The sequence below is a fragment of the Nocardiopsis sp. CNS-639 genome, assembly GCF_000381685.1.
Lineage (GTDB): Bacteria > Actinomycetota > Actinomycetes > Streptosporangiales > Streptosporangiaceae > Nocardiopsis > Nocardiopsis dassonvillei.
This window is the reverse complement of sequence record NZ_KB906872.1, coordinates 40357-64199: the sequence shown is the minus strand read 5'-3', so window position 1 is coordinate 64199 and position 23843 is coordinate 40357. Positions and strand designations below refer to the sequence as shown.

The 23843-nt window shown below is 66.8% G+C and carries 27 protein-coding genes; 10 read left to right on the top strand and 17 right to left on the bottom strand.

The window, feature by feature from the left end; all coding sequences use genetic code 11:
- Positions 1 to 4 precede the first annotated feature (4 nt).
- From G011_RS0123530 to G011_RS32655, 9 genes are all read right to left on the bottom strand, one after another.
- On the bottom strand, positions 5 to 214 hold the full coding sequence (locus G011_RS0123530; RefSeq protein ID WP_019610612.1) for an AlpA family transcriptional regulator: 210 nt from the start codon (positions 212 to 214) through the stop codon (positions 5 to 7).
- Complete coding sequence (locus G011_RS0123525; protein ID WP_026338586.1) at positions 211 to 1917, bottom strand: replication initiator; 1707 nt, start codon at positions 1915 to 1917, stop codon at positions 211 to 213. The genes G011_RS0123530 and G011_RS0123525 overlap by 4 nt, the downstream gene beginning before the upstream one ends.
- A gap of 235 nt (positions 1918 to 2152) precedes the next feature.
- Positions 2153 to 2284 carry a hypothetical protein gene (locus G011_RS32815; protein ID WP_255342155.1) on the bottom strand — a complete coding sequence of 44 codons (132 nt, stop codon included), beginning with the start codon at positions 2282 to 2284 and terminating at the stop codon, positions 2153 to 2155.
- A gap of 505 nt (positions 2285 to 2789) precedes the next feature.
- Positions 2790 to 4226: an FtsK/SpoIIIE domain-containing protein gene (locus G011_RS0123515; RefSeq protein WP_019610609.1), complete on the bottom strand. Its 1437-nt coding sequence runs from the start codon at positions 4224 to 4226 to the stop codon at positions 2790 to 2792.
- Positions 4223 to 4477 (bottom strand): hypothetical protein, encoded by a 255-nt coding sequence (locus G011_RS0123510; protein ID WP_019610608.1) that lies wholly within the window; start codon positions 4475 to 4477, stop codon positions 4223 to 4225. Before G011_RS0123510 ends, G011_RS0123515 begins: the two co-directional genes overlap by 4 nt.
- Positions 4478 to 4572: 95 nt before the next feature.
- Positions 4573 to 4983: a hypothetical protein gene (locus G011_RS0123505; RefSeq protein WP_026338585.1), complete on the bottom strand. Its 411-nt coding sequence runs from the start codon at positions 4981 to 4983 to the stop codon at positions 4573 to 4575.
- Positions 4984 to 5099: 116 nt separating this feature from the next.
- Complete coding sequence (locus G011_RS0123500) at positions 5100 to 5840, bottom strand: GntR family transcriptional regulator (protein ID WP_017568165.1); 741 nt, start codon at positions 5838 to 5840, stop codon at positions 5100 to 5102.
- A gap of 225 nt (positions 5841 to 6065) precedes the next feature.
- The gene (locus tag G011_RS0123495; RefSeq protein ID WP_019610606.1) at positions 6066 to 6497 is read right to left on the bottom strand and encodes a hypothetical protein; all 432 of its coding nucleotides are present in this window, start codon (positions 6495 to 6497) and stop codon (positions 6066 to 6068) included.
- Positions 6494 to 6817, bottom strand: a complete 324-nt coding sequence (locus G011_RS32655; RefSeq protein WP_231391571.1) for a hypothetical protein — start codon at positions 6815 to 6817, stop codon at positions 6494 to 6496. Before G011_RS32655 ends, G011_RS0123495 begins: the two co-directional genes overlap by 4 nt.
- Positions 6818 to 7231: 414 nt before the next feature.
- On the opposite strand from G011_RS32655, the gene G011_RS0123485 reads away from it, so the two are divergent.
- The 3 genes from G011_RS0123485 to G011_RS0123475 all read left to right on the top strand — a co-directional run bounded on the left by G011_RS0123485 (position 7232) and on the right by G011_RS0123475 (position 9688).
- Positions 7232 to 8644 carry a helix-turn-helix domain-containing protein gene (locus tag G011_RS0123485; protein ID WP_019610604.1) on the top strand — a complete coding sequence of 471 codons (1413 nt, stop codon included), beginning with the start codon at positions 7232 to 7234 and terminating at the stop codon, positions 8642 to 8644.
- A complete protein-coding gene (locus G011_RS0123480) occupies positions 8637 to 9185 on the top strand; it encodes a flavoprotein (RefSeq protein ID WP_019610603.1) in 549 nt (182 codons plus the stop codon). Before G011_RS0123485 ends, G011_RS0123480 begins: the two co-directional genes overlap by 8 nt.
- 116 nt (positions 9186 to 9301) lie before the next feature.
- On the top strand, positions 9302 to 9688 hold the full coding sequence (locus G011_RS0123475; protein ID WP_231391570.1) for an NUDIX domain-containing protein: 387 nt from the start codon (positions 9302 to 9304) through the stop codon (positions 9686 to 9688).
- Positions 9689 to 9712: 24 nt separating this feature from the next.
- On the opposite strand, the gene G011_RS31350 is transcribed toward G011_RS0123475, so the two are convergent.
- Both G011_RS31350 and G011_RS31880 read right to left on the bottom strand, forming a co-directional pair.
- On the bottom strand, positions 9713 to 11479 hold the full coding sequence (locus tag G011_RS31350) for an ATP-binding protein (protein ID WP_081643026.1): 1767 nt from the start codon (positions 11477 to 11479) through the stop codon (positions 9713 to 9715).
- Positions 11479 to 12702 carry a hypothetical protein gene (locus G011_RS31880; protein ID WP_155979827.1) on the bottom strand — a complete coding sequence of 408 codons (1224 nt, stop codon included), beginning with the start codon at positions 12700 to 12702 and terminating at the stop codon, positions 11479 to 11481. The genes G011_RS31350 and G011_RS31880 overlap by 1 nt, the downstream gene beginning before the upstream one ends.
- Positions 12703 to 13666: 964 nt before the next feature.
- Here G011_RS31880 and G011_RS0123470 point away from each other — a divergent pair.
- On the top strand, positions 13667 to 13912 hold the full coding sequence (locus G011_RS0123470; RefSeq protein ID WP_019610601.1) for a hypothetical protein: 246 nt from the start codon (positions 13667 to 13669) through the stop codon (positions 13910 to 13912).
- Positions 13913 to 14456: 544 nt separating this feature from the next.
- Here G011_RS0123470 and G011_RS31345 read toward each other — a convergent pair.
- Positions 14457 to 14684: a hypothetical protein gene (locus tag G011_RS31345; RefSeq protein ID WP_081643024.1), complete on the bottom strand. Its 228-nt coding sequence runs from the start codon at positions 14682 to 14684 to the stop codon at positions 14457 to 14459.
- Positions 14685 to 14686: 2 nt separating this feature from the next.
- Positions 14687 to 14992 (bottom strand): hypothetical protein, encoded by a 306-nt coding sequence (locus G011_RS30185; protein ID WP_019610599.1) that lies wholly within the window; start codon positions 14990 to 14992, stop codon positions 14687 to 14689.
- Between the two features lie 208 nt (positions 14993 to 15200).
- On the opposite strand from G011_RS30185, the gene G011_RS0123460 reads away from it, so the two are divergent.
- The 3 genes from G011_RS0123460 (at position 15201) to G011_RS0123450 (ending at position 16127) form a co-directional block, all read left to right on the top strand.
- The gene (locus G011_RS0123460) at positions 15201 to 15446 is read left to right on the top strand and encodes a winged helix-turn-helix domain-containing protein (RefSeq protein WP_026338583.1); all 246 of its coding nucleotides are present in this window, start codon (positions 15201 to 15203) and stop codon (positions 15444 to 15446) included.
- Between the two features lie 27 nt (positions 15447 to 15473).
- Positions 15474 to 15677, top strand: a complete 204-nt coding sequence (locus G011_RS0123455) for a hypothetical protein (RefSeq protein WP_019610597.1) — start codon at positions 15474 to 15476, stop codon at positions 15675 to 15677.
- Positions 15678 to 15752: 75 nt separating this feature from the next.
- Positions 15753 to 16127 carry a VOC family protein gene (locus G011_RS0123450; protein WP_019610596.1) on the top strand — a complete coding sequence of 125 codons (375 nt, stop codon included), beginning with the start codon at positions 15753 to 15755 and terminating at the stop codon, positions 16125 to 16127.
- A 52-nt stretch (positions 16128 to 16179) separates the two neighbouring features.
- Here the strand turns inward: G011_RS0123450 and G011_RS0123445 are convergent, their stop codons facing one another.
- The 3 genes from G011_RS0123445 to G011_RS31340 form a co-directional block, all read right to left on the bottom strand.
- Positions 16180 to 17106: a universal stress protein gene (locus G011_RS0123445; protein WP_013156264.1), complete on the bottom strand. Its 927-nt coding sequence runs from the start codon at positions 17104 to 17106 to the stop codon at positions 16180 to 16182.
- 148 nt (positions 17107 to 17254) lie between these two features.
- The gene (locus G011_RS0123440) at positions 17255 to 18163 is read right to left on the bottom strand and encodes a universal stress protein (protein ID WP_019610594.1); all 909 of its coding nucleotides are present in this window, start codon (positions 18161 to 18163) and stop codon (positions 17255 to 17257) included.
- A 94-nt stretch (positions 18164 to 18257) separates the two neighbouring features.
- Positions 18258 to 20348, bottom strand: a complete 2091-nt coding sequence (locus G011_RS31340) for a MinD/ParA family protein (RefSeq protein WP_081643023.1) — start codon at positions 20346 to 20348, stop codon at positions 18258 to 18260.
- Positions 20349 to 20528: 180 nt separating this feature from the next.
- On the opposite strand from G011_RS31340, the gene G011_RS0123430 reads away from it, so the two are divergent.
- Together G011_RS0123430 and G011_RS0123425 are read left to right on the top strand one after the other, a co-directional pair.
- Positions 20529 to 21503: an NAD(P)H-quinone oxidoreductase gene (locus tag G011_RS0123430; protein ID WP_019610592.1), complete on the top strand. Its 975-nt coding sequence runs from the start codon at positions 20529 to 20531 to the stop codon at positions 21501 to 21503.
- Between the two features lie 33 nt (positions 21504 to 21536).
- Positions 21537 to 22082 carry a bacterial proteasome activator family protein gene (locus G011_RS0123425; protein WP_013156260.1) on the top strand — a complete coding sequence of 182 codons (546 nt, stop codon included), beginning with the start codon at positions 21537 to 21539 and terminating at the stop codon, positions 22080 to 22082.
- Positions 22083 to 22211: 129 nt separating this feature from the next.
- Here G011_RS0123425 and serS read toward each other — a convergent pair whose 3' ends face one another.
- Positions 22212 to 23483 carry a serine--tRNA ligase gene (gene serS / locus G011_RS0123420; protein WP_019610591.1) on the bottom strand — a complete coding sequence of 424 codons (1272 nt, stop codon included), beginning with the start codon at positions 23481 to 23483 and terminating at the stop codon, positions 22212 to 22214.
- Positions 23484 to 23588: 105 nt separating this feature from the next.
- Between serS and G011_RS0123415 the strand changes: the two genes are divergently transcribed.
- On the top strand, positions 23589 to 23768 hold the full coding sequence (locus G011_RS0123415) for a hypothetical protein (RefSeq protein WP_019610590.1): 180 nt from the start codon (positions 23589 to 23591) through the stop codon (positions 23766 to 23768).
- The last annotated feature ends 75 nt before the right edge of the window (positions 23769 to 23843 follow it).

Below are 23843 nucleotides of genomic sequence, written 5' to 3'. Positions count from 1 at the left end.
TGGGTTACTGGGCCAGGACCCAGGCGTGGACCTCGGCGGGCACGTAGCGCACGTACCGGCCGATCCGGTGGGAGGGCGGACCGTCGCCCCTGTAGCGCCACTCGTAGAGCGTCTTGGGCGGCACGCGCAGAAAGGAGGCCGTGTCCTTGACCGACCACAGGCCGTGGTCCCGACGCTGTTCCGGAACGGCCGGGGTCGCCGTCGTCGCACTCATGCCGTCCTGCTTCCGTGGATTGCCGAAAGATCGTTCCGCCGTGCCGCGTCGAGCTGTGTGCGGCGTTTGAGGGCTTCGCCCACCGCGCGGAGAAGGCGTTGCTCCCGAGGGGCCACGTCGGGGTCGGTGGGTCTGGCCAACTCCCATTCGAAGGAGCCCGAGGAGACCGAGGTCAGCGCCGGGGGACGCGGGTTGACCTCGTCGCCCTGGTCCTCGTTGGCGGGGTCGCTATTAACGCCGTTAATTCCGAGGGCGTTGAGGACCCAGGCGAGCCGGTCCGCCTTGTGATCGGCCAGGGTCTTGCCGGACCACTTGCGCGAGACCAGGACGCGGCGGCCCGCGTAGCCCAGGTGTTCGCGGCGGTGGGCTTTGGAGCGGCAGAAGCCGGGGCGCTGTCCGGCCTTGGCCTCGTCCGGCTGGATGCCGTAGCGCAGCCAGTTGGAGCACCGGGGCGAGCACGGCTCGAAGCGCAGGGCGTCGAGGAGCCGGTCCACGTGCTGTTCCTGTCGGGTGGTCTCCACCTGGTGGCAGTCGGCGATGTCCTTGGTCAGGTACTTGGCCAGGTAGCGCACACACCGGGCAGCGTCCTCCGAGCCCGCGACCACACCCTTGGCATCCACCTGACGCCCGAACCGCACAACGTGATGAGGCTCCGCTTCCGCTTCCTCGTCGAGGGCGTCCAGCGCCTCGTCCCAGGTGGGCAGCACTTCCCCCGTAACCGGGTCAAGGTAGGTCCCCGCGTCCTCGTCCCAGACGGGCAGGTGGTCACCCTCGAAGACCACGCGATCAGCCTTGGGCCACCACACCTGGTGGTAGGTTGCGGCAGCGATCTGGCGCAACTCCGCCCGGGGAATCGTGCCGCGCGTGGCCATGTGCAGATGCGGGGCCAGGCGGCGTTGGGGTTCCACGGCCGCGAAGTACTGGACATCGAACCCGGCCACCCGTCGCAGGTTCTGCACGAACCGGTCCACGAGCTTGGAGAAGTGGAGCGTGTCCCGAGCCGCACGGCGGTAGTCGTACGTCGAGGGGTCGACCGGGGTTCCGTCCGAACGCACCCGCCCGTAGGAGTCCAGGGTGAGGGTGATGAACAGCGAAGGCCGAAACACCTTGCCCGAAGCGGGGTCAGTGAAGGCCCGCCCGACCGTCTTCCTCGTCATGGGTCGCTTGGGTAGGTCGGGCACGTCCTGACGCCGTTTGGTCGAGCGCACCCGACGCGACCCCGACGAGCCCGAGGAGTCAGCGGAGCGGGTGACCGAGCCGCGCAGGCCGGAGGCGGTGATCTCCTCGTCCAGATCCGCGATCGCCGCGTCCAGCGCGGACAGTTCCTCGGCCGAGGCCGCCCCCGTGGCGGCGAGACGATCCCGTTCGGCGGTGACCATCGCCCGCTGTTCCACCCAGGCCCGTTGCTGCTCGGTGGGCGGGTCGGGTTCCACCACGGGTTCGGCGGCCAGGTGCCAGCCCTCCTCGCACTGGGAGCGGCGAAGGCTGCGCTTCCTCTTGGCGCAGGCCGGACACCGCGATTCCAGAGTGGACCCGCACGGCACGTCGATGACCTCGGTGGCACCGGTGGCGATGTTGGTGCGTCGAAGGGACACGGGGCGGATGCACACGCCGTGGTCGGCGGCGACCTGTTCGGCCACCTCACGGGCAAGCGGTTGCGCGAGCCGTTCGGCCCGGGTTGTCTTACCGGTAGGCGTCGGCATCAGCCCACCCCCACAACTACAGAGCGGGAGACCCCCACCGCATGAACCCCCAAAGAAAACACCTGTTGGGCCTGGTCTTCTGGGTTCTGTCGACCGTAACTTTTGGTATAGCGGCTGTGGTCCGCCCAGGTGCCGTCATGCCTTGGGTGATGTGGTGGGCGTGCATCGTCTCGTTCGCGAACGTGGTTGTCACAGCCTCCGTTTACCGCACCGAACGGGAGCAGTGCCGAAAGCATCAGGCCACCTCTTCCAAGGACGATCCGACCCCGTAGCCGTTGGCCATGGCGGTGATGTCGTCCGCGACCTCACGGACGAGTGATTGCGCGAGGCGTTCGGCCCGGGTTGTCTTACCGGTAGGCGTCGGCATCAGCCCACCCCCACTACCGCAGAGCGGGAGACCCCCACCTGATGAACACACGAACGCCGCTGGAGTGCCTGATTGTCGGCAGTGGGCTGATCACGCTCGGTACCGCTGGGGCCGTCTTCGGTTTTCTGGCCCCTTTCCTCCAGTGGTTCGCGGTTGGGATGGGGGTGTTCAACATCGCGCTCGCTCTGACCCTCTACTGGGCGAAACGAAGTCGGCTCCGAAGGTGTCAGGCCACCTCTTCCGCCGACGAAGAGCCAGTCCCGTAGCCAACTACCAGCACAACTGAACGCACACACAGAGCGGGAGTCCCCCATCACATGGAACCCACAAGGCCGAAACCATGGTTCCTGCTGGGCAGCATCGCTTTGTTTGCGGTCCACATCATTGTTTTGGTGACGCCGCCGGTCATCGGCGGCAAGCCCTATGGGATGACGCTCTTCTATGCGCTCCCTGCGGTGTTCGCCGCCTACATGTATCGGTTCCAGTGGGCCCACTATCGAGCGCATCAGTCACGCCCCCCGTCCGAGGAGGAAGAGGAAGCTGGTCCGTAGACCTCCGCCATGGCGGTGATGTCCTCGTCCGAGACGTAGGCGGCCCGCACCCGCACCGGAGACGGTGAGCCCTCCAGGCGGACGTAGGCCACCCCGGGAAGGGCGGGATCGATCAGGTGGGCTTCCGCCCCGCGTTCGCGTGCTCCCTCTCCGAGGACCATGTCCACCTGCGATGCCTCATCCAGGCGCAGAGCCACCTTGTCCGGGAACAGGTTCCGAAGGTTCATGACCTCCTTGCGCGGGTCCTGCAACGCCGCCAGGACCGCGAAGCCGACCGAACGCCCTTGCGAGGTCAGCGTGGCTATGGCGTTCTCCGCGCGACGGCGCACGTCCCGGTCAGGGTGGTAGGCGGTCAGGAACGCCACCTCGTCGAGCAGCACGACCACGAACGGGTCATCGATCGTGGCCACGTGGGAGCGCTGTTTGCCCGCGTAGCGTTCAGCGCGTTCCTGCATCGAGGCCACCGCGCGTTCGAGCAGGGCCACCGCGGATTCGCCCGTGTCCGCGTAGTGGGTGAACAGGTCGCGGCCGTAGGCCAGCTCCATGCGCTTGGGGTCGATCGCCCACACCTGCGCCGTGCCGTCGGCCAGGGCGGGAAGCATGGCGCGGACGGTGGACCAGATCACCGACCCCTTGCCGGCCCCCGTCACGCCCACGACTAGGACGTGGGTTCCGTGCAACCGCAGCAACCAGGGTGAGCCGTCTTCACGTCGTCCTACGGGAAGGGCGTCGAGGTCTACGTGGTGGGTCATCGGGAAGGCGTCGAGAGGTTCGGCCAACGTGTCGCGGCGGGGAAACTCCAACGTGATGTCCCGAGGCCCGTTGACGACCACCCGGCAGGAGGGGGCGGCGAAGCCGTGCGCCAGCTCGGTGACGCGGTGTTCGAAGTCCGCCGGGGAGGTTCCGGCGACGAGGGAGACGCGGACGTAGTCGGCCCAGGAGTTGCACCGCACACGGCGGATGCGGGGCAGGTAGCGGCGTTCCTGGTAGGACTCGGCCAGCCCGGAGATCACCAGCACCGGCTGCCAGTGCCGCTTGTACACGAACAGGTGCCGCCACCACGCCAGCAGACGGAGCGTGACGCAGATGCGGTAGGAGCCGGGCCAGGTGCGCCACCAGATGAGGGAGACCACGGCAACGGTGCCCCACAGTCCGGCGAGGCCGGGCCAGTTCAGCCACCACCAGGCCCCGGCAGAGGCTGCCAGGCAGGCGACCATGACCGGGAACCGGAACGGCAGCGTGACCAGGAAGCGGACCAGCCGCCAGATCCACGAGGCCAGCACGACGATCCCGGGGGTTTCCACGATCGGTGTCGTCCACCGCACCCCCTGCGCGGGGGTGGGCAGGGTCGGGGAGGACTGAGCGGCCCCCACCTTGGGTTGGCGCATCATCGCTGGCCACCGCCGTTCTCGTTCTCGATCTGGGCCAGGAGCCGGTCACGGTCGGAGCGGGCACGGGCGGCGAAGGTCGCGGCGGTAGGGCTCTCGTCCCGATCCGCGATCGTGGCGAACACCCGGGCCTTGAAGTCGAAGAACTCCACGCGCTCGGTGTCGGTAGCAGGCGGGGGGTTGGTCGCGTCCAGCAGCAGACGGACCAGCTCCGGGCCGCTCAACCCGGACAGGTCACGGGGGTAATCGGACATACTTGGAGACACCTCTTCTGAGATTTCGCAGTCGCAGGAGGGATTCAGGGGCGGCCGAGGTGTTGGCGCACCAGGCCGCCCCGCTTACATGGGGGTCAGGCGGCATCCTTGGCCGCAGGAACGCGACGACCGCCAGCGGCACCGCCGGGAGCCTTCACGCCCCGGGCGCGCAGGGAGTACGCCACCCGGGGGCGACGGCCGGAGTCGTCGACGTAGGGCATGACCGCCATCGCCTCGAACTCGATCGGCCGGAACGGCAGCCCGGGCACCTCGTCCGGCAGGGTCGGGCACACCTCGGCGGCGACCTTGACCTTGACCGACTTGGCCTTGCCCCGCGCCTCGGGGTCGGCGTCGATCACGTCCACCGCCCACAACGGCGACCCGCTGTCCTTGTCGAGCTGGGGCCGCTTGGTCTCGAAGTCGGTGATCGCCTCCACCCCCAGCGCGAACGCACCGTGGGGGAACACCGTCCCGAACGCCACCGGCAACGCACCCTGAATAGCCATCTGATCAACCTTCCTCGTGATGTTCACTCAACTACTTGACCGGTCGAGTGGAGCCTAAGAATAACCGGCCACACTCGTCCGGACAAGTGGATATGTGGCCGGTCTTGGAGCCGCGTCTACACGGCCGGGTAGGAGTCCTCCAGTTCGTGCAGGTCACCGGGGAGCACCACCTCAGCGACCGCGATCACGTCCCCGGAGGCATCGAGTATCCGCGCGGTGATGCCCAGGACCGGAGTGCCCTCGTCCAGCCCCAGGGGTTCGCGTTCAACACTGGTGGCCAGGCGTGCGCAGAGCCGTTCGACGACCTTGGAGGGCCGGAGCTGCTTGACCATCTGCACGTGTTCGCGTGCGCCGATGCTGATCGGCTGCGTCTCGCCCAGGTCGGTGCCCTCGGCCACGTCCAGGGGGAACCACAGGGTGACCAGCTCACTCGGTTCGCCCTCGTCCAGGACCAGCCGTTGACGCATGATCGCCGGGGAGCCCTCGGGCACACCGATCGCCTCGGCCACGGCGGCGGAGGCCGGGGCGCGTCCGGCGGTCAGGATGCGGTTGCGCTTGGCCTCCTCGGAGGCGTCGAAGGCACTGGCCCCCGCGTGGGAGCGTTCGGAGCCCTGTTGCGGGACGCCGCGCACGAAGGACCCGCGTCCGTGTTCGCGGTCGATCCACCCCTGCATGCTCAGGATCTGCAAGGCCCGCACGACCGTGGAACGCCCGGCCCCGAACTCGCGCACCATCCGCGACTCGGAGGGAAGCATCTCCCCCACCGGATAGGTACCGTCCTCGATGCGCTCTTGAATCGCCCGCACGATCTGTACGTACTTGGGCGGAGCGAACTCCAGACTCGACATGATGTCCACCTGGTGACTCTAGTACTCGTATGGTCGAGTAGCTTACTGTTCTCGGTCGTCTCTGTCAGCAGGTGGGGGCACATATGAACCCCCACCACTGGTCAGATGACACGGCGGGAAGCACACCCCAGGCGTGCACGTCGCCGCGAAGAAGGGACCCGCGTGCCCTGGGCCCCGTGGTCTCGAAGAGACATCAGGGCACGCGGGGTCACAGAAGCGCCGGAGGAAGGCCCCTCAGAAGGGTTGCCAGTCCTGGGCGCGCTGCACGGTGTACACGGTCAGGTTGTCCACCGTCGCTCCGCACACCTCCCGGCGCTCGGACTCCACCAGCGCGGCAGCGACCAGCGCCACGTCATGCCGGGCGGCCGACTCGGAGGCCGAGAGCACAGGAGGCACGACCCGGCGGACATGGTTGCACGCCGCCCCGCCCGCGTCGTGGCAGAGCCCGACGACGTAGCTCAGCCGCAGACGTCGCAGCGCCAGGGACGCGGGCAGCACGCACCGGTACCGCTCCACCAGAGGGGTTCCGTCCGGGCCGGTGGAGAGGGCTTCGTAGGTGATGGAGTCCCAGTCCTCGGAGGAGATCCGCACCCGCACGCCCTGTTCCCTAGCCCACGCGGTCAGGGTCTCCCGGTCGGCGATCGGAGTGGAGGGTTCGGTGGTCATCGCCGCACCGCCCCGACCGCGATGGCCGTGCGCACCAGGTCACGCAACTCGGCCATGTCGTCGAGGGCGGGAGTCGAACGCGCGATCTGCACCAGCAGGTCGATCCCCCGCCGGTCCCGTTCGGCCCGCTGCGCGCGACGCCGGTGCTCCAGGTGGGCGTAGGGGCCGCGTTGGAGGGAGTAGGCGCGGGGGTCGCCCGTGTCCATCACGATGGGGTCCGGTGCGGGCCACAGCTCCGCCCGCGCGGGTGCGGGCAGGTAGTAGGCCCGGGGGCCGGTGCGGTGGTGCCTGCCGTGTCGTTTCGGTCGAATCAGAGTCACCCAAGCCCGAATCAGGGCGATAAGGTCGCTCACGTCAGCCTGCTTTCCTCAGGTTGGCCGCGCCCCCGGACGCCTTCCACCGCGTCGCGGGGGTCTGTCTTGTCATGGGTCAGCAGGCGAGACCACTGCCGTGGGATGGAGACGCCATGGTGGAGACCTGTCCCGTCCCCTTGCAGAAGGGGCACATCGCGGTACGCCTGGTCGGCTCCGTATCGGAGGGGACCCGAACGACGACCAAGCGCCGAGGGCGGACGGACTTCCAGCCCCGTCCGCGACATGACCTGCACGTGGTTGCGCTGCTGCTGTCCATGAGGCCAACAATCCCGATTCGGTTTCCCGAAACCCATTCCTCCTCGGGATGACAAGGGGGGATACTGGCCGTCCCCCCTGCACTCGCACCGCCGAGGAGTCACGATGCCGGGACACCCGACGAGCCGGATCAACATCCCGTCATGGGCATGGGAACGCGAGCACACGGCGGAGTTCCTGAGAAGGCGCGATGTCCAGGCACTTTTCCGGTTCGGGCGCCAGTACGGCGGTGCGAGCCAGATGGCGATCTCGGCGGCGACCGGCCTCTCACAGGGGCGGGTGAGCGAGGTACTGAACGGCCGCAAGACTGTCACGGCCTTCGAGGTGTACGAACGGATCGCCGACGGCTTCGGGATGCCCGACCGCGCGCGGATGCTGTTCGGCCTTGCACCGAAGAACCCCGGCACGTTCACTGGATCCGACAGCGCGGAGTCCTCGGCACCACCGAGGCGACCCGCACCCAGGAGCCCGGGCCCGGGGGAGGATGAGAAGGTGCGACGTCGCGCATTCGTCGGACTGGCCGGAACCGCCCTGTTCCAGGCCACCACAGGTTCAGTGCTGGACATGGACGAGATCGCCGCAGCACTCACCAGGTACGCGGGAGGTCGTCGGTCGGCTGTGCGAGCGGCGACGGGTCTCGGCGAGCTCGCCAAGCGGACGCACGCGGCCAAGGCCGGATACCAGGCGTGCCATTACACGGCGGTGGCCAAGCGGCTACCCGAACTGCTGCGCGGTCTGGATGACGCGGTGTCCGGTGTCGAAGACGACGACCTCTCCCGGGTGCACGCGCTTCGGGCGGAGGCGTACCACGTGGCGGCGAGCCTCCTGCTCAAGTGTGAGGAACGCGGCTTGTCCTACCTCGCGGCTGACCGAAGCATGCGCGCGGCCGAGGCGAGCGAGAGCCCCGCGGTCGTGGGTGCGAGTGCCAGGGCGTTCACCCGGGCACTGATGCGTGAGCGCCACTACAAGGCGGCGACGGAACTGGCGACGAGCACCGCCGAACGGGTGGACAGCGCCACGGACGAGGCCACACCGGAATCCCTGTCGGTGTACGGGTCGCTTCTGCTGAGCGGCGCGGTCTCTGCGGCCAAGCGCGAAAACCGGGGCCAGGCGCTCAGCCTGCTTGACGAGGCCAGTGACGCGGGTGAACGGCTCGGCGGGGATTTCAACTACCAGTGGACCGCCTTCGGGCCGACCAACGTCCTGCTGCACCGGGTGAGCGCGGCAGTCGAGTTGGGCGACGCGGGCAGCGCGATCGACTACGCGCGCCAGGTGCGGTTGGACAACATCGACGTGATGGAACGCCGGGTGACGCTGTTCATCGACGCGGCCCGTGCGTATCAGCAGTGGGGCAAGACCGAGCACGCCTACCACGCGTTGCGCAACGCCGAGGAGATGGCGAGCGAGGAACTGACCGCCCGTCCGGTGGTGCACCAGTTGATCAACGACATCCGTACTCGGGCGAGTGGTCACCTGTACGACAACGTCAGCGAACTAGCGGAAAGGGTCGGTGCCTGACTCAGTGAGTGAGCGGAAGACTCTCTACGTGGTGGTGTGCGCGGCAGGTCCGGCTTCGGATGTCGGCACGCTGGTCGATCTGGCCCAGGAGCAGGGTTGGACCGTTCAGGTCATGGCCACGCCAGCGGCGGTGGGTTTCATCGACGTCGAGGCGCTGGAGAAGCAGACCGGCAGGCCGGTGCGGAGCCAACACCGCGCTCCGGGAGACCCGCGCTCTCCCAAGGCGGACGCCATCATCATCGCCCCGGCCACCTTCAACACGATCAACAAGCTGGCCAACGGGATCGCCGACAACTACGTCCTGGACGTGGTGAACGAGGCCATCGGCCTCGGAGTGCCGACCGTCATCCTGCCGTTCGTGAACTTCGCCTACGCCAGCAGAGCCCCGTTCCGAGAGAGCGCCAGGAAGCTCCGGGCCGAAGAGGTGTCCGTGTTGATCGGACCAGAGGCGTTCATCCCTCACGAAGCCGGAAGCGGAACGGGCGCGTTCGATACCTTCCCATGGCGGCTTGCTCTAGACCAGGCGGAGAACTCTCTCTAGAGCAGTAGAACTGGAACTCAGGTCTGCGACACATGAACCGCGACAGCGACGGACGCTCATCAACCCCGCTGCACTCCGTGTCCGTGGCGGGAGCCGTCATCCGCGAGGACGGGCGGATGCTGGTGATCAAGCGCAGGGACAACGGCAACTGGGAGCCGCCGGGCGGCGTGCTGGAGTTGGACGAGACCCCGCAGGAGGGTGTTGTCCGCGAGGTCTTGGAGGAGACCGGCATCCACGTCGAGGTGGAACAGCTCACGGGCGTCTACAAGAACATGTCTCGCGGAATCGTCGCTCTCGTGTTCCGCTGCAGACCATTTGGAGGCGTTGAACTCCCAACTTCCGAGTCCGTTGACGTTGAGTGGATCACACCCGAACAGGTTTCAGAGCGAATGGCCGAGGTATACGCAGTTCGATTGCTGGATGCGCTAGATATTAGCCCTCCGCACGTTCGCAGCCACGACGGTGTACGACTGGCCTTCGCAAGGCAGAGATCTGCCTTATGAATCAGCAAAATAATTACCTTTATTCTACCAGCATTGCCAACGCTCAACAATATTGGACATGGCCACCTCCAGCCAATCTTCCTTCCACTCGGTATGGAAATTTATATCTTGCGAGTCGGGTCGATTTATAACCTGGTCAACCTTCAATATTGTAGGCAAGTTCACAGAGTCACCGATTACAATGGCTTCTTGTTGCTCCAATGAAGGCAGAGAGTCCGTAATGGCACTAAGGCTGTCAGGGATAAGGCGCTTGACATAGTTTTGGTCAATAGGATTTGTCAGGCGCATGGCAACAAAATTGTTACACTGAGAAAAAACAGTCTCGGAAATTTCAGAAGGCCTCTGACTAACAATCATTAGGGAAACTCCGTACTTTCTGCCCTCCTTGGCTATCCTTTCGATTGCCCTTTTTACTGAATTGTACTTTGCCCCCGACCCCTGGGGCACGTAGTTGTGAGCCTCTTCATAAACTAGCAAAAAAGGCAGCTCGCGCCCAGAACTTTTGCCTGACTTTCGGAAATGAAAGCTAAAATTGAACACGAGACGACTAACCAGAGATACCACAACACTGAGAACTTCGAATGGAATACCACTCAAATCCAAAATCGTAACATTGGATTTTTTCTTTCCATACCCCATGAACTGACTCAAAATTGAAGACATGTCATTAGTTAAATATGGGTCACCGTTTTCTTTCTCTGGGGACAGGAGAAAATCAAGCCTCCGATCACTCATTTTCGAATTTATGCGCATCAAAAACCTGCTGAACTCTCCGAAAAAAGGACCATTGCTGGCCCTCTTGTCCGCCTTCTGACTTGTTTCGACAAAGTCATGGCGTTTGAAAAAATAAAACTCGGACCGATCAGAGACAAGGGTTTCATTAGAAAGCTTAGGAAGATCATCACCCGGAACTTTACTGATCACCTCACGATTCAGATTATCAAGGTAATTCACGACCTCCTGCAAGCTAAAGTAACTCGGAGAGTCATAATTTATTTTTGAGACTCCAGCATCTTGAGCATGTCTAACTTTATTTTCTATGACCGCCCTTCTGAACTGAGATACTTGATTGTGAGAGTTATTCTCATTGCTCTCAATGAACATCTCCTCAAGTTCTTCAGAGTTCATCATCCAGCACGGGAGATGCAAATTGGAAGCACTAACCAAATTAGCGTCAGGGAACGCAGAAGCGTACTCTCCATGCAGATCAAATATGATGATATGAGAATTATTGAGGACAGCACGGCTTTTTTGATCGACAGATGATTCTGATCCGCTTTGTAGGATTTTAGCGACCGTGCAGGATTTTCCTGATCCTGTTGAACCAACCACTCCTATATGCTTGGCAAAAAATTTATCTCCATCAAGCACAGCTCTAACATCACTGTTCTGCGCCAAACTTCCAAAGCTGAATCTTTTATCCAAATCTACAGAGGCATATATCTCATTCAAAACTTCCGCTGAAGCAATTTCGATGTGTTGAGGAGGGATAGATATTTTCTTTCCCCCTCTCTTGAATTTCCCTCCCTCCATATGGCCGACCGGCTGCGTCTCCACAATAAACCTCGGAGTAGCTTCACGATACTCGCCCCCCGGATGAAGGTCGTCTTTGACTCGATAACTTTGGACGATTGCAATCAAGGTAGAGCCACTGTCATCATGGATCTTAATGTAGCTACCAATTTCTAGTTGCTCAGGAAGCTCTTCATATTCCTGAGTGTCATATATCTCGATATTGATAGCATCTGGGGATACACCGACTACCTTGGCAACTGAGGTTATATTTGTCACTAAACTCTCGCAATCAGACTTACAATTTTTTCGGCACTCAGTCCCGGAATGTGGACTACTGTTGCTTCGAAGTCCTGAAAAATATCTACAGACTTAGCCGTGTTTAGTATTGTATCTACCGCAAAACCTTCTTTCAGGTATTTAAGGAAATTTTCCTCCCTTAGCAAGCGAACATCATATGAAGTTTTTTGGATAGCATCTCCGCGACCGGATCTGACTTTGACAGGCATCCGGTGGAACAGCCTCGGATTGAACAGTACATCTTCATAACCGTCATAATAGGCGATCCCCTTATCCAGCAAGTCTCTTTTGAGCTTCATATACCAAGCGTCGGACGATCGGACAACTACCGTCCAAGGACGCGCTGTGTAAAGCTGGCCTTCTCCATAGTCATCAAGGGCCAGGAAAGTAACCAACCCAGCAGTATCAAGAAAGGAATCTTTCCTGATATCCAAAGGTTCCTCTAGGTACAGAACCCGATCTTTTTTAGGTAGCAGCACTCGCGCATCACGCAACCTGCGCGCTGTTGCCTTGATAAAATCCTCTACGGAAGTAACTTCCCTATGCCACAGGTTGTAAAGAAGTGGCCTCTTATCAAGATGATCCAGAAACTGTTTTCTAGTTACCCTGCGGGAAAAAATGTCTTTGTTGCAAGCCTTTTCTGCAACGAAGGTGAGCGCGTTCCCATAGTGGAGGCCGACAGTCTCCTCTCGACTGCAATCCATCGCCAATCTTAGCCCATCCAGCACCTCCCTTTTCTGCTCTTCCATCCCTCTCCCTCCTTTTATAGAGAGAAAGTTAACAAAATCTACCAAAATTTTTTCATCATATTTTTCATAATGTCGGATTATGGCTCCCGTCTTCCTTTGGTGCTCTGTCAGGCTATCTTTCAGTTCTTCAACTGTTAGCTTTTCTGGAACTCGAGAGGTCTCTTTTCCAAAATGTGCGTGCACGAAATATTTTGACCTCATGCCTCGTTCAAACGAGTCCAGCATTGGAATCAGCGAAGACCGGAGGCTTGCCAAGGAATACTCTTTAGAGGAGAGATACTTACATTGCACGAAAGAAGATTCATCAAGCCCCTCCTTGTCTATATCCTCAACGCCTTCTATTGTTAGGACCTCAGAAGGTTTAGCAGATAGGATCTCCAAAATCGTCAGATCAAATTGATACCTGTAGCCCGCGATCGTCGAACTGGCTGACCTGTTGGTAATCTCTGCCATATCCGTGTTCTTTGCTGAATTGGGCTGTATGAAATCAAGGCGACGGCGCAAGCGCCGTCGCAGCGGCCTTCGGCCGCCGCTCGGGCTGCGGGCTGCCGCCCGGTCCCGAGCGCGCCCGCAGGCCGCACACCAGAGGACTTCTCTCGGACAGGCCCGACAGAGCGGGGGCCAGAACTGACCGAGTCAGGCCATCGTGCCCGATGACCTGCGGGTATGTCAGAGCTTTTGGTCCCGAAACGGACGGATGTGCTCACCTGTCCCGAGGCACCCGCCAGCGGGCTACGACCGTCTTGGGGGACCCACTCCAGCGCTGACGGGCACCTCGGCCCGAAACCGTGGTACTTGGTTCCATATGGTTGCTGTAGTCGTGGTTGAGGTGAGCAAAATGAACACGGCCCCGCCCACGCACGATACGCCGACCAAGCCTTAAGGAACGAACGTCTGTGCCCGCCAGGGCCACAGCAGCGCACCCCACCGCGTAGCACATTCATCGCACACGGCTCCGAGAAGGGGCCGGAAGGGCTGAGAAGCCCTCGGAACATCCGTGCAGGTCACAAGGTGTTTCGTCGGTTTATCGACAGGTCGCCAGGACCCCTCGGCACAACGGGACTTCGTGGGCTCAAATCCCACACCCTCCGCAGTGACCGGGACCGGTGGGTTCGGGCCATGTCATGGCTCGGGCCCATCGGTCCTCGGCGTTTCAGGGGTAGGGGCCAGTCCAGGCGTTGTGTGAGCGGAAACGGACAGCGGGGACAGGGCGCGTCCCCGCGCCGGATCGGCGGTTCCGGTTTGGCCCGGAGCGAGACAGGTAGTTCTCGGGGAAAACGACCGGATACACACCCCCTTGTCGGCTCGCGGTCTGCTCCTCGGCTTCACCGGCCGGTGAAGCCGGGTTGCCTGCCCCGCTTCCACCGCCTGCTCGGGCCAGCACCGGACCGCACCAGCAGTGACCACGGAAGGTTCCGTGAGGACCATCGCTGACAGCTCCCCCAACAGGAACCAGGTGCGATGGACGCACCTGGTCAGCCCGTTTTTCACCATGCTGGCCATGGTCTTCGCCAGTACCGCCGCGTGGATGAACGAGAACTACGTCCTTCTCGTGTCGTGCGCCTCGGTCTTTCTGGCCGCGATGATGCTCGAGGTGGTCTGGCTGGTCCGGATGTACCGGGAACGGCACCGTGACTCCGCCCGCCCGTACGAAGAGTCGTAGTCATGCGTCGTCAGCCCGAGCGTCGGGGCCCAACCGGATGGATGAGACCCTTCCTCGTCTGGTGCAACCTGGTGACCGGCGGAGTGTGGGCGTTCCAGGCCGTGGGCCGTTTCGCGTTGGACGGGCCCACATGGGTGGCGTGGACCAATGCGGTGGCCGCGCTGTGCTTCGGCGTGACGGGCCTCGGTTACCTCCTCAGGTTCCGAAGGCAGGATCGCGAGGACACCCTTGCCGCACGGCGACGCGGGAATGGCGGCACCCCGGGTGACGACAGCCCGGAGTCACATCGGGGGTAGACCGCGCGCGTCAGCGAGGGCGCGACTCACTCCGCCATGTCGTCGCAGGAATGACGACCGCCACCGTGTCCACGCACCCATCCACCAGCCGATTCGTCGTTTTGTCGACAGGTGGTTAAGGCCCTCGGGACAGCAGGATTTCGTGGATTCGTATCCCATAACCCCGCGGCACCGAGGGCCTTCACCCCTTCTGTCAGTCCGCTGAGCAGCCCTTGTCAGCCGCAGGTGCTCTTCTTCGGGCTCGGTCGCTACCGTTCGCGGCGACCGCCTGCCGTGCGCCACGGCTCGGGCAGCGGCCCGCCCGCGCGCAGGTGCGCGTCCAGCAGCGACAGCAATCGATCAGCCTCGTGCAGCACCGCGTAGGCCTCACCGGCGTGACGCGGTCGCGTCCGGAGTGCCTCGGACAGGGTGTCGTACAGGTCCGTGGCGGTGCCCGGTACGGGTGCGGGCCTGAGGCGGTCCGGTGGAATCGGCACACTCACGAGACGAGCACCCCCGGACCCGCCAGAAGGTCCCCCACCGGCTGGCGCCGCGCCTCGTGTGCCAGGTAGTAGCCGCGTACGAGGGCCTCCGGCGGTTCGACCGGAGGCAGCGGGGCACGCCGGGTGGCGTCGGGAGCCGGGCGCGGAGCGGGGACCGGAGGGAAAGCCGGTGTGCTCGCGACCGGGCCGGGATCGGCGGCGTAGCGGCGCACCCGGGAGGCACGGCGCCTGCGGGCCTCGGCGCGCAGTTCTCCGGCGAGGACGCGCGGTGCCGCGTGGAGGCCCCGCGCCGGACGAAGCATTCGCAGAAACAGGGGCAACAGATCCATAAGGTGGTGCATGTCGGCGCTCCAGAAAGCGTTGACCACGGCCCCGGACGCGTTGGCGCGCGTCGCGGGGTCCCGCCGTGCGCGGGAGCTTCATAGTACCTTCTTGTATCTCCTTGTATCTAGACGTGCGCAGACGTATCTCTTGAAGTGGTCTTGACTCGACACGAATAGCTTCGTGTCCATGGAGTTCGACCCTGACGCAGAAATCGACCCGGAAGCGCCGCTCACGGAGTACAAGCAGCTCGCTGGCATCCTGCGTGCGCGGATGGCGCGAGGGGACTGGGAGTCCGGCCGCCGCATGGCCAGTGAGACGGACCTGACCCAGCAGTACGGCCTGGCCCGCTCCACGGTGCGACGTGCCATCGCGGTGCTCGTGGAGGAGGGGCTGGTGTTCACCGTGCCCCAGAGAGGCACGTTCCGGAAGTAGCCCTGCAGCCCCCCGAGTCCCCACGACATGCGCCCTGAGCGGCCGCGCCCCTGGCTCCTGATTCTCAGCATCGCCCTCGTCGCGTGCAGCGCAGCGTGGATCGCGCTGGGCCCCGACCTGGGCGGCTGGCTGACCTTCCTCGCCTGGGACGTCCTCGTCACCTGGCTGATCTGTCTGGGGTTCGCCGTCCACGGCCGCACCAGACCGAGGAAGCCCCGCGGCGAACAGTGACCGGCGCCCGACCGCCCTGGTGACGTGTCGACATGTCGCCGCATCGTTCCGATGCTGCTGGGCAGGGTGCAAACCATGATCGGACGACTGCACACCATCGCCCTGGACTGCCCCGACCCCGGCGCGCTCGCGGACTTCTACGCCGAACTGCTCGGGCTCCCCGTCACCAAGCGCGAGGAGCACTGGGTTGTGGTCGGGGAGGAGTGGCCGCGGCTCGCCTTCCAGCACGCGCCCGACCACAAGGCCCCGGCGTGGCCGGACCCCGAGCGGCCCCAGCAGGCGCACCTCGACGTCTGGGTGGAGGACATCGAGGCGGCCGAGGAGCGCGTGCTGGCGCTCGGGGCGCGCAGGCTCGCGGTCGCCGAGGACGACCCCCGCGACCTGTTCCGGGTCTACGCCGACCCCGCCGGGCACCCGTTCTGCCTGGAGTACGCCGCCGAGGGCGTCTGAACCCGCGAAGGCGCCTGAACCCGTCCGGAGGTGCCCGGACGGGTGTCCCCGGCTACTCCTCCTCGGCGTGGTGCGGAAGGATCACCACCGGGATCTCGGAGTGGTGCAGCACGCCCTGGCTGACCGAGCCCAGGAGCAGTCCGCGCACGCTCCCCCGGCCCCGGGAGCCCACCACGATCGCGTCGGCCCCCTCGGCCGCCCCGATCAGCGCGTTGACCGGGCTGTCCTGGGTGCGCACCACGCTGACCTCGAAGTCGAGGTCCTCGCGCCGCCTGCCGGTGACGTCGAGCAGCATCTCGCCCACCAGCTCCTCGGACTTGCGGTCGAACAGCTTCTCCTGGGGCTCGTAGCCCATGGAGGTCATCGCGATCGGGTCGTAGGGGTAGGGCACCTCCCAGCTGTTGACCACGACGAGTTCGCCGCCGCTCTCCCGCACCAGGTCCACGGCCAGGCGCAGCGCCCGGCGGGCGTTCCTGGAACCGTCCACGCCGACCACGACCCGGCCGAGCGAGGTCGTCGCGGGGCTGCCCCCGTGCGAGGGCACCACCACGACCGGGCAGGCCGCCTGGGCGGCCACGCGGATGCTCACCGAGCCCACGAACACCGACGCGAACGTGCCCAGGCCCCGTGTGCCGAGCACGAGCACGTCGTGCGTCCGGCTGTGGCTCAGCAGCGCCAGCGGCGGCTCCTCCAGGGCGGTCTCGGTCTCCACCGTCACCGACGGCCGGACACGGCGCACGTGCTCCGCGGCCTTGGTGAGCACTTCGTCGGCCTGGTCCGAGATCTCCGCGGTGGGGTCGAAGCGGGCGGGCACGGAGCCGGCCGACACGATCAGCGGCATTCCCAGCGCGTGGACGGCCCGCAGCGGCACGCCCCTGCGCTCCGCCTCGGCGGCCGCCCACTCCAGCGCCGCCCGGGAGTGGTCGGAGCCGTCGACGCCGACCACGACCCTGGGCGAGTGCTCCTCGTTGCTTGGCATGGTTTCCCCCTTGGTAACGCTGTCCATCATCGCCGGGGAGGGCGGCCGTTCCCGGGAACGGCGCGGCCCCGCGTCGGGCCGCCCGCTCTTCCCGAACCGCTCTTCTCCCCCGGGCCCTTCCTCCCGCTCGTCCGCCCCGCCCCGCCGGTCACTCGTCCTCCGACAGCGGAGGCAGGACGGCCACGGGCACCGGCGCGTGCCGGAGCACCCCCTGGCTGACCGAACCCATCACCAGCCCCCGTACTCCTCCGCGTCCGCGCGAGCCCACCACCAGCAGGTCCGCGTCCCGCCCCGCCTCCAGGAGGGCGTCCACGGGGTTGGCCTGCGTACGGACCGCGCTGATCTCCAGATGCTCCGTCCTCTCGTCCACCACCTCCGCGAGCAGGCCCGCGACGATCTCCTCGGACTGGCGGTCGAACATCTCCTCGTGCAGGGCCCGGGCGTCGGCGGCCAGCGACTCGGTGTCCGCGGGGAGCGGCACCTCCCAGCTGTTGACCACCACGACCTCCGAGCCGCTCACCAGCGCCTCGTGGAGGGCGAAGCGCAGCGCGCGGCGGGAGGACTCGGACCCGTCCACGCCCACCACGACGCGGCCGCGCCGCGGCGGCGGCCTCTCCTGGTCGGGGACGACCACCACGGGACAGGGTGCGTGGGAGGAGGCGCGCACGCTGACCGAGCCCAGCATGATCGCCCGGACTCCGCCCAGGCCCCGCGACCCCACCACGACGACGTCCTCGGGCAGGGCGTCGTTGAGCAGGACCGCGGGCGCGTCCTCCGGCGCCAGGACGGTCACCACGTCCAGACCGGGCCGGGCCCGGTGCGCGTACGCGGCGCCCGCGGTGAGCAGGTCGTGCCCCGCCTCCCGCTGGTCCTCGACGGCCACGCGCCCGGCCGCCCCGTAGGCGCCGATCACCACCGGCATCCCGAGGCCGTGCACGATCCGCAGCTGTGTGCCGCGCCTGGCCGCCTCCTCGGTCGCCCAGACCAGGGCGGCGTGGGAGGCGGGCGTGCCGTCCACGCCGACCACGACCGCGGGCGGGCGTTCCTGTGTGTTCATCCCCAACCCCTTCCCCCTCGTCCTTCCCCTGTCCGAAAGCGGGCTCCGGAAAACGGGGCGGGGTGGAGGAAGGGGCCGCGCGCCGCGCCCGTGATCACCTCTGCCAGGCGAACGCCTCCCCGACCGACGCGGCCAGCTGGAGGTAGGCGTCCCGCGTGGCGGGGGCGAGCCGTTCGAGGTCCACCTCCGCGCCCTCCTCCAGGTGCCCGTCCCAGGGCACCCGCACCACGTCTCGGCACCGCCCGGCGAAGTGCTCCTCCAGCCGGTTCAGGTCCACGCTGCTCTTGCTGTCGGAGCGCACCATCGACAGCACCACCACGGCGTTGCGGACGAGGGAGCCGTGGCCGTGCGCCTCCAGCCAGTCCAGGGTGGCGCTGGCACTGCGGGCCCCGTCCACGGACGCCGAGCTGACCAGGACGACCTGGTCGGCCAGCCCCAGCACCCCGCGCATCGCCGAGTGCAGCAGACCGGTGCCGCAGTCGGTGATGCAGATGGAGTAGAAGTGCTCGACGATCCGGGCGACCTCCCGGTAGTCGGCGTCGCTGAAGGCCTCGGAGACCGCCGGGTCGCGGTCGGAGGCCAGGATCTCCAGTCGGCTGGGCGCCTGCGAGGTGAACCCGCGGATGTCGGCGTAGCGCGACACCAGGTGGCGCTCGTTGAGCAGGTCGCGGATGGTCGCCGCGGTCTCCAGCCGCACCTTGTCCGACAGCGTGCCGCGGTCGGGGTTGGCGTCCACCGCGAGCACCCGGTCGCCGCGCAGGGAGGCCAGCGTCGCGCCGAGGGCGACCGTGGTGGTCGTCTTGCCGACCCCGCCCTTGAGGCTGAGCACGGCCACCCGGTGGTGCCCGGCCGCCACGGGTGTGCTCGCGCGGGCCACCAGTTCGCGCTGGCGCAGCACCTTGGCCGACTCCCCCGGGTTGACCAGTCCCAGGGTGGCGGCGTGCACGGCCCGGCGCCACCCGCCGCTGGGGCCCTGGCGCCGGTTGCGCACGAGGGTGGCCGCGTTGAGCGCGTCGGAGGTCTGCCGCTCCTGTTCGGGGCGCCGGTCCGGTGAACCCTGGGGAGCGGGCGGGGGCGGTGGCGGCGCGAGGTCGGCCCGGGGCCCCGTGAGCGCGGACGGCGGCTCGGGGGTCCGGAGCGGTGCCGGACGGACGGGCTCGCCCGGTGGCGGCGCGGACCGGAACGGGCCGGAGTCCTCTCCCAGCCACGCGCCCAGCCCCGTGTCCCGCGCGGACCGGGGGCCGGATTCCGGGCCGGGGCCGTTGTCCCCCGGCCCCCGGACGGGGCTCGAACCGGGTCCCCGGAAGGAGAGCGGACCCGATCCCGTCGGACCAGGTCCCGTCTCCGTCCCCGTCGGAACCGGTCCCGTGGTCCGCGGTCCGACGTGCGCGTCGTCGCGCTCGTTCTCCAGGGGAGGCAGCTGCTCCGGTTCGGGCACGTCGGGGTCGCGGCGCAGCCTGCGGGGCGCCAGCGGGTCCTCGCCCGGACGGGTGGGGCGCTGGAGGCGCTGCCGCTGGGGGCGCTGCGGGCGTCTGCGCGCGGCCCCCGGCACCAGGCGGACCGTGCCCTCCTCCTCGCCGTCTTCGGTGTCGGCGGCGTCGTCCTCGGCAGCGGCGGCGCTCTCGGCAGCCTCCGAACCCGCCAGAAACTCCGAGGGCCCGGAGGCCCCGGAGGTCCGCGGGGGCAGCAGAGGCCTGGACGTTCCGGAAGGCCCGGGAGCGCCGGAGTCCTCAGGAGCCTCAGGAGGACCGAAAATCCCAGGAGCACCAGAAGAGGCCGGAGGAATATCAGCCTCGCGTTCCTCTGGCAGGCCCTCCGGCTCGGGGACAGCGGAAAGCCCCGAAGGCTCGGGATCACCGGAGGCCGACCGCTCCGGCTCCCCGCCGACCCCCTCCGCCCCACCCGCCCCGCCCGACGGAGACGGCGTATGGTGCCCCGCGCCCAGCAGCGGTGTGTCCTCGGGCAGCCTGGCGTAGGGCGGCGGAGGCGGTGCCTCGCCCTCGAAGCCGCCGAACCACTGGTCGTGGGGCGAGGGCTCGGGCGCGGTCGGCCCCGGCGCGGCGGCGTCCGGGTCGTACTCCTCCGGGTCACCCGCCGAGCGGTCCGGTTCGACGTGCTCCCCGGCCGCGGGTCCGGGGCCCGTCTCAGAGCTTCGACCCGACCCGTTGTGTTCCTGGTGTGCCACCGGAGTTCTCCTGCTTGAAGGGGGCGTGCTGTGGAGGGAGGGATACCCCAGCGGGGAAGAGACGGGATCCGCTCCCTGGGATCACTCTTACCCGCCCGGCCCCACCGAAGCATCCTTACGAGCAGGTGAACAGAGGAATCCGTTGCCTGCCGAGGAACCTCCCCGGGTACTGTCTGGCTCATGCACGCGATCCGTATCAGTGAACCGGGCGGGCCCGAGGTCCTGGCCTGGACCGAGGTTCCCGACCCCGTCCCCGGCGAGGGGGAGGTCCTGGTGGACGTGGCCGCGAGCGCGGCCAACCGGGCCGACGTCTCCCAGCGCCAGGGCAACTACCCGCCCCCGCCCGGCGCCTCCGAGTACCCCGGGCTGGAGTGCTCGGGCACCGTCGCCGCGCTCGGCCCCGGAACCGAGGACTCGGGCTGGTCCGTGGGCGACCGGGTGTGCGCCCTGCTGTCCGGGGGCGGCTACGCCGAGAAGGTCGCCGTCCCGGTGGGCCAGCTGCTGCCGGTCCCCGCGGGCGTGGACCTGGTGGAGGCCGCCGCGCTGCCCGAGGTGGCCTGCACCGTCTGGTCCAACCTGGTGATGGTCGGCGGCCTGCGCGCCGGGGAGACCGTCCTGGTCCACGGCGGCGGCAGCGGCATCGGCACCTTCGCGGTCCAGTTCGCCCGCGCCCTGGGCGCCCGGGTGGCGGTCACGGCGGGCAGCCGGGAGAAGCTGGAGCGCTGCCGTGAACTGGGCGCGGAGATCCTCATCAACTACAAGGAGGAGGACTTCACCGAGCGCATGCGCGAGGCGGGCGGCGCCGACCTCGTCCTCGACATCATGGGCGGCTCCTACCTGGACGCCAACCTGCGCTCACTGGCCACCAACGGCCGACTGGTGATCATCGCGCTGATGGGCGGGCGCCGCGCCGAGGCCGATCTGGGGCGTATGCTCGCAAAGAGGCTCTCCGTCCACGCGACGACCCTGCGTTCCCGCCCCCTGGAGGAGAAAGCGGCCATCGTCTCGGGAGTACTCGAGCAGGTGTGGCCGTTGGTAGAACAGGGAGTCGTCCGCCCCGTCGTCGACCGCTCGGTCCCGATGCGGAACGCGGCGGAGGCGCACCGCGTCATGGAAACGAGCGCGCACACCGGAAAGATCCTTCTTCCCCGTTGACGGCGTGCCGGTGACATCCACGTAAGGGGACTGATGAGCAGCGCAGAGAACCCGGACGAGCAGGCTCGGATCCTGGTCATGGGAACCGACCGCGACGGGGACGGCGAGGAGGGCGCGGAGGAGCCGCGCACCCTCGCCGACATGGTGGAGCAGCCCGCCAAGGTGATGCGGATCGGCAGCATGATCCGGCAGCTCCTGGAGGAGGTCAAGGCCGCTCCGCTGGACGAGGCGAGCCGGGCCAGGCTCAAGGAGATCCACACCTCGTCCATCAAGGAGCTGGAGGACGGTCTGGCCCCCGAGCTGATCGAGGAGCTGGAGCGGTTGACCCTGCCGTTCGCGGAGGGCGCGGCCCCCAGCGACGCCGAGCTGCGCATCGCGCAGGCGCAGCTGGTGGGCTGGCTGGAGGGGCTGTTCCACGGCATCCAGACCACGCTGTTCGCCCAGCAGATGGCGGCCCGCGCCCAGCTGGAGAACATGCGCAAGGCCCTGCCCCCCGGCATCGCGGGTCTTCAGGCCCAGGGGCCCGGCGCCCCCGGCGGCCTGGACGAGGAGCGGCACGGCTCCGGTCCGTACCTGTAGCACCGAGCGAGGAGCCCGCCCCCGGCCGGGGGCGGGCTCCTCGCGTGTCCGGTGCCGGGGTCCTCCGGCCCGGAGGCCGTGCTGACGGGTCCGCCGGCCCCGGGTGTCCGGATACCGGGACCCGGGCGCCTACCTGCCCTTGGCGACCGGCTCCAGGACGTCGCGGCCCAGGTAGGGGCGCAGCGCCTCGGGGACCACCACGGAGCCGTCCTCGCGCTGGTGGTTCTCCAGGATGGCGACGATCCAGCGGGTGGTGGCCAGCGTGCCGTTCAGGGTGGCGGCGAAGCGGGGCTTGCCGTCCTCGTCCCGGAACCGCACGTTGAGGCGGCGGGCCTGGAACTCGGTGCAGTTGGAGGTGGAGGTCAGCTCCCGGTAGGTCTCCTGGGTGGGGACCCACGCCTCGCAGTCGTACTTGCGGGCGGCGCTGGTGCCCAGGTCGCCGCCGGCGATGTCCACCACGCGGTAGGGCAGCTCCAGCTTGTCCAGCATCTCCCGCTCCCAGGCGAGCAGCCTCTTGTGCTCCTCGTGCGCCTGGTCGGGGTGGGTGTAGACGAACATCTCCACCTTGTTGAACTGGTGGACGCGGATGATGCCGCGGGTGTCCTTGCCGTAGGAGCCCGCCTCGCGGCGGAAGCACGGCGACCAGCCGATGTAGCGGTTGGGCAGGGCGTCGGCGGGCAGGATCTCCCCCGAGTGGTACCCGGCCAGCGGCACCTCGGAGGTGCCCACGAGGTAGAGGTCGTCGGCGGGCAGGTGGTAGACCTCGTCGGCGTGCGCGCCGAGGAAACCGGTGCCCTCCATGGTCTCGGGCCGCACCAGCACCGGCGGGATCATCGGCGTGAAGCCCGCCTGGACGGCCTGGTTCATGGCCATGTTGAGCAGCGCCAGCTCCAGCTGGGCGCCCACACCGGTGAGGAAGTAGAACCGGGCCCCGGAGACCTTGGCGCCCCGCTCCATGTCGATGGCGCCGAGCATCTCGCCCAGCTCCAGGTGGTCGCGCGGGGTGAAGTCGAACGAGCGCGGGGTGCCGACGGTCTCCAGAATCTCGAAGTCGTCCACGCCGCCCTCGGGCGCGCCCTCCTCCACGAGGTTGGGCACGCCGGACAGGAGGGCGTCCAGTTCGTCGGCGAGGCGGCCGGCCTCGGCCTCGGCCTCCTTGACCTCGGCGGCCAGCGCCTTGGCCCGGGTCAGGAGTTCCTCGCGCTCCTCTGGGGAGGCCTTGGAGACGGACCTGCCCACGCTCTTCTGCTCGGCGCGCAGGGTCTCGAACCGGGACAGCGCGGAACGGCGGTCGGCGTCGAGCCCGAGCAGGCGGTCGGCGACGGAGGGATCCTCCCCCCGTGCCCGCTGCGAGGCGCGGAGTCGTTCGGGGTCTTCTCGAAGAGCGCGAAGGTCGATCACGTCTTGCAGGTTACCGTCCGGGCTACATCCTCCCGACATCTTTTCCACAACCGCGTCATGGATGCCCGTTGACCTCGTCCTTCCTGTGAAAGACCGAGGAGGGGGATGATCGTGAAGCCGTTGAGCGAGATGACCGCGGAGGAGCTCAGCCGAGCGCTGGAGGTGCTGGGGGCGACGCGTCCTGAGGACTTCGCGCTGAGGCTGGCGCTGTGCCTGGAGCTGGACCGCGCGGACGCGGGGGAGGATGTCCGCCGGGGCGCCCCGAGGGAGGCGGCCCGGGTCTGAGGAGCGCCGGTCCCGGGGACCCGGAGGCCGCCGGGCCCGGGGAGCGGGAACCCGGGAATCGGGCAGGGCGGGCGG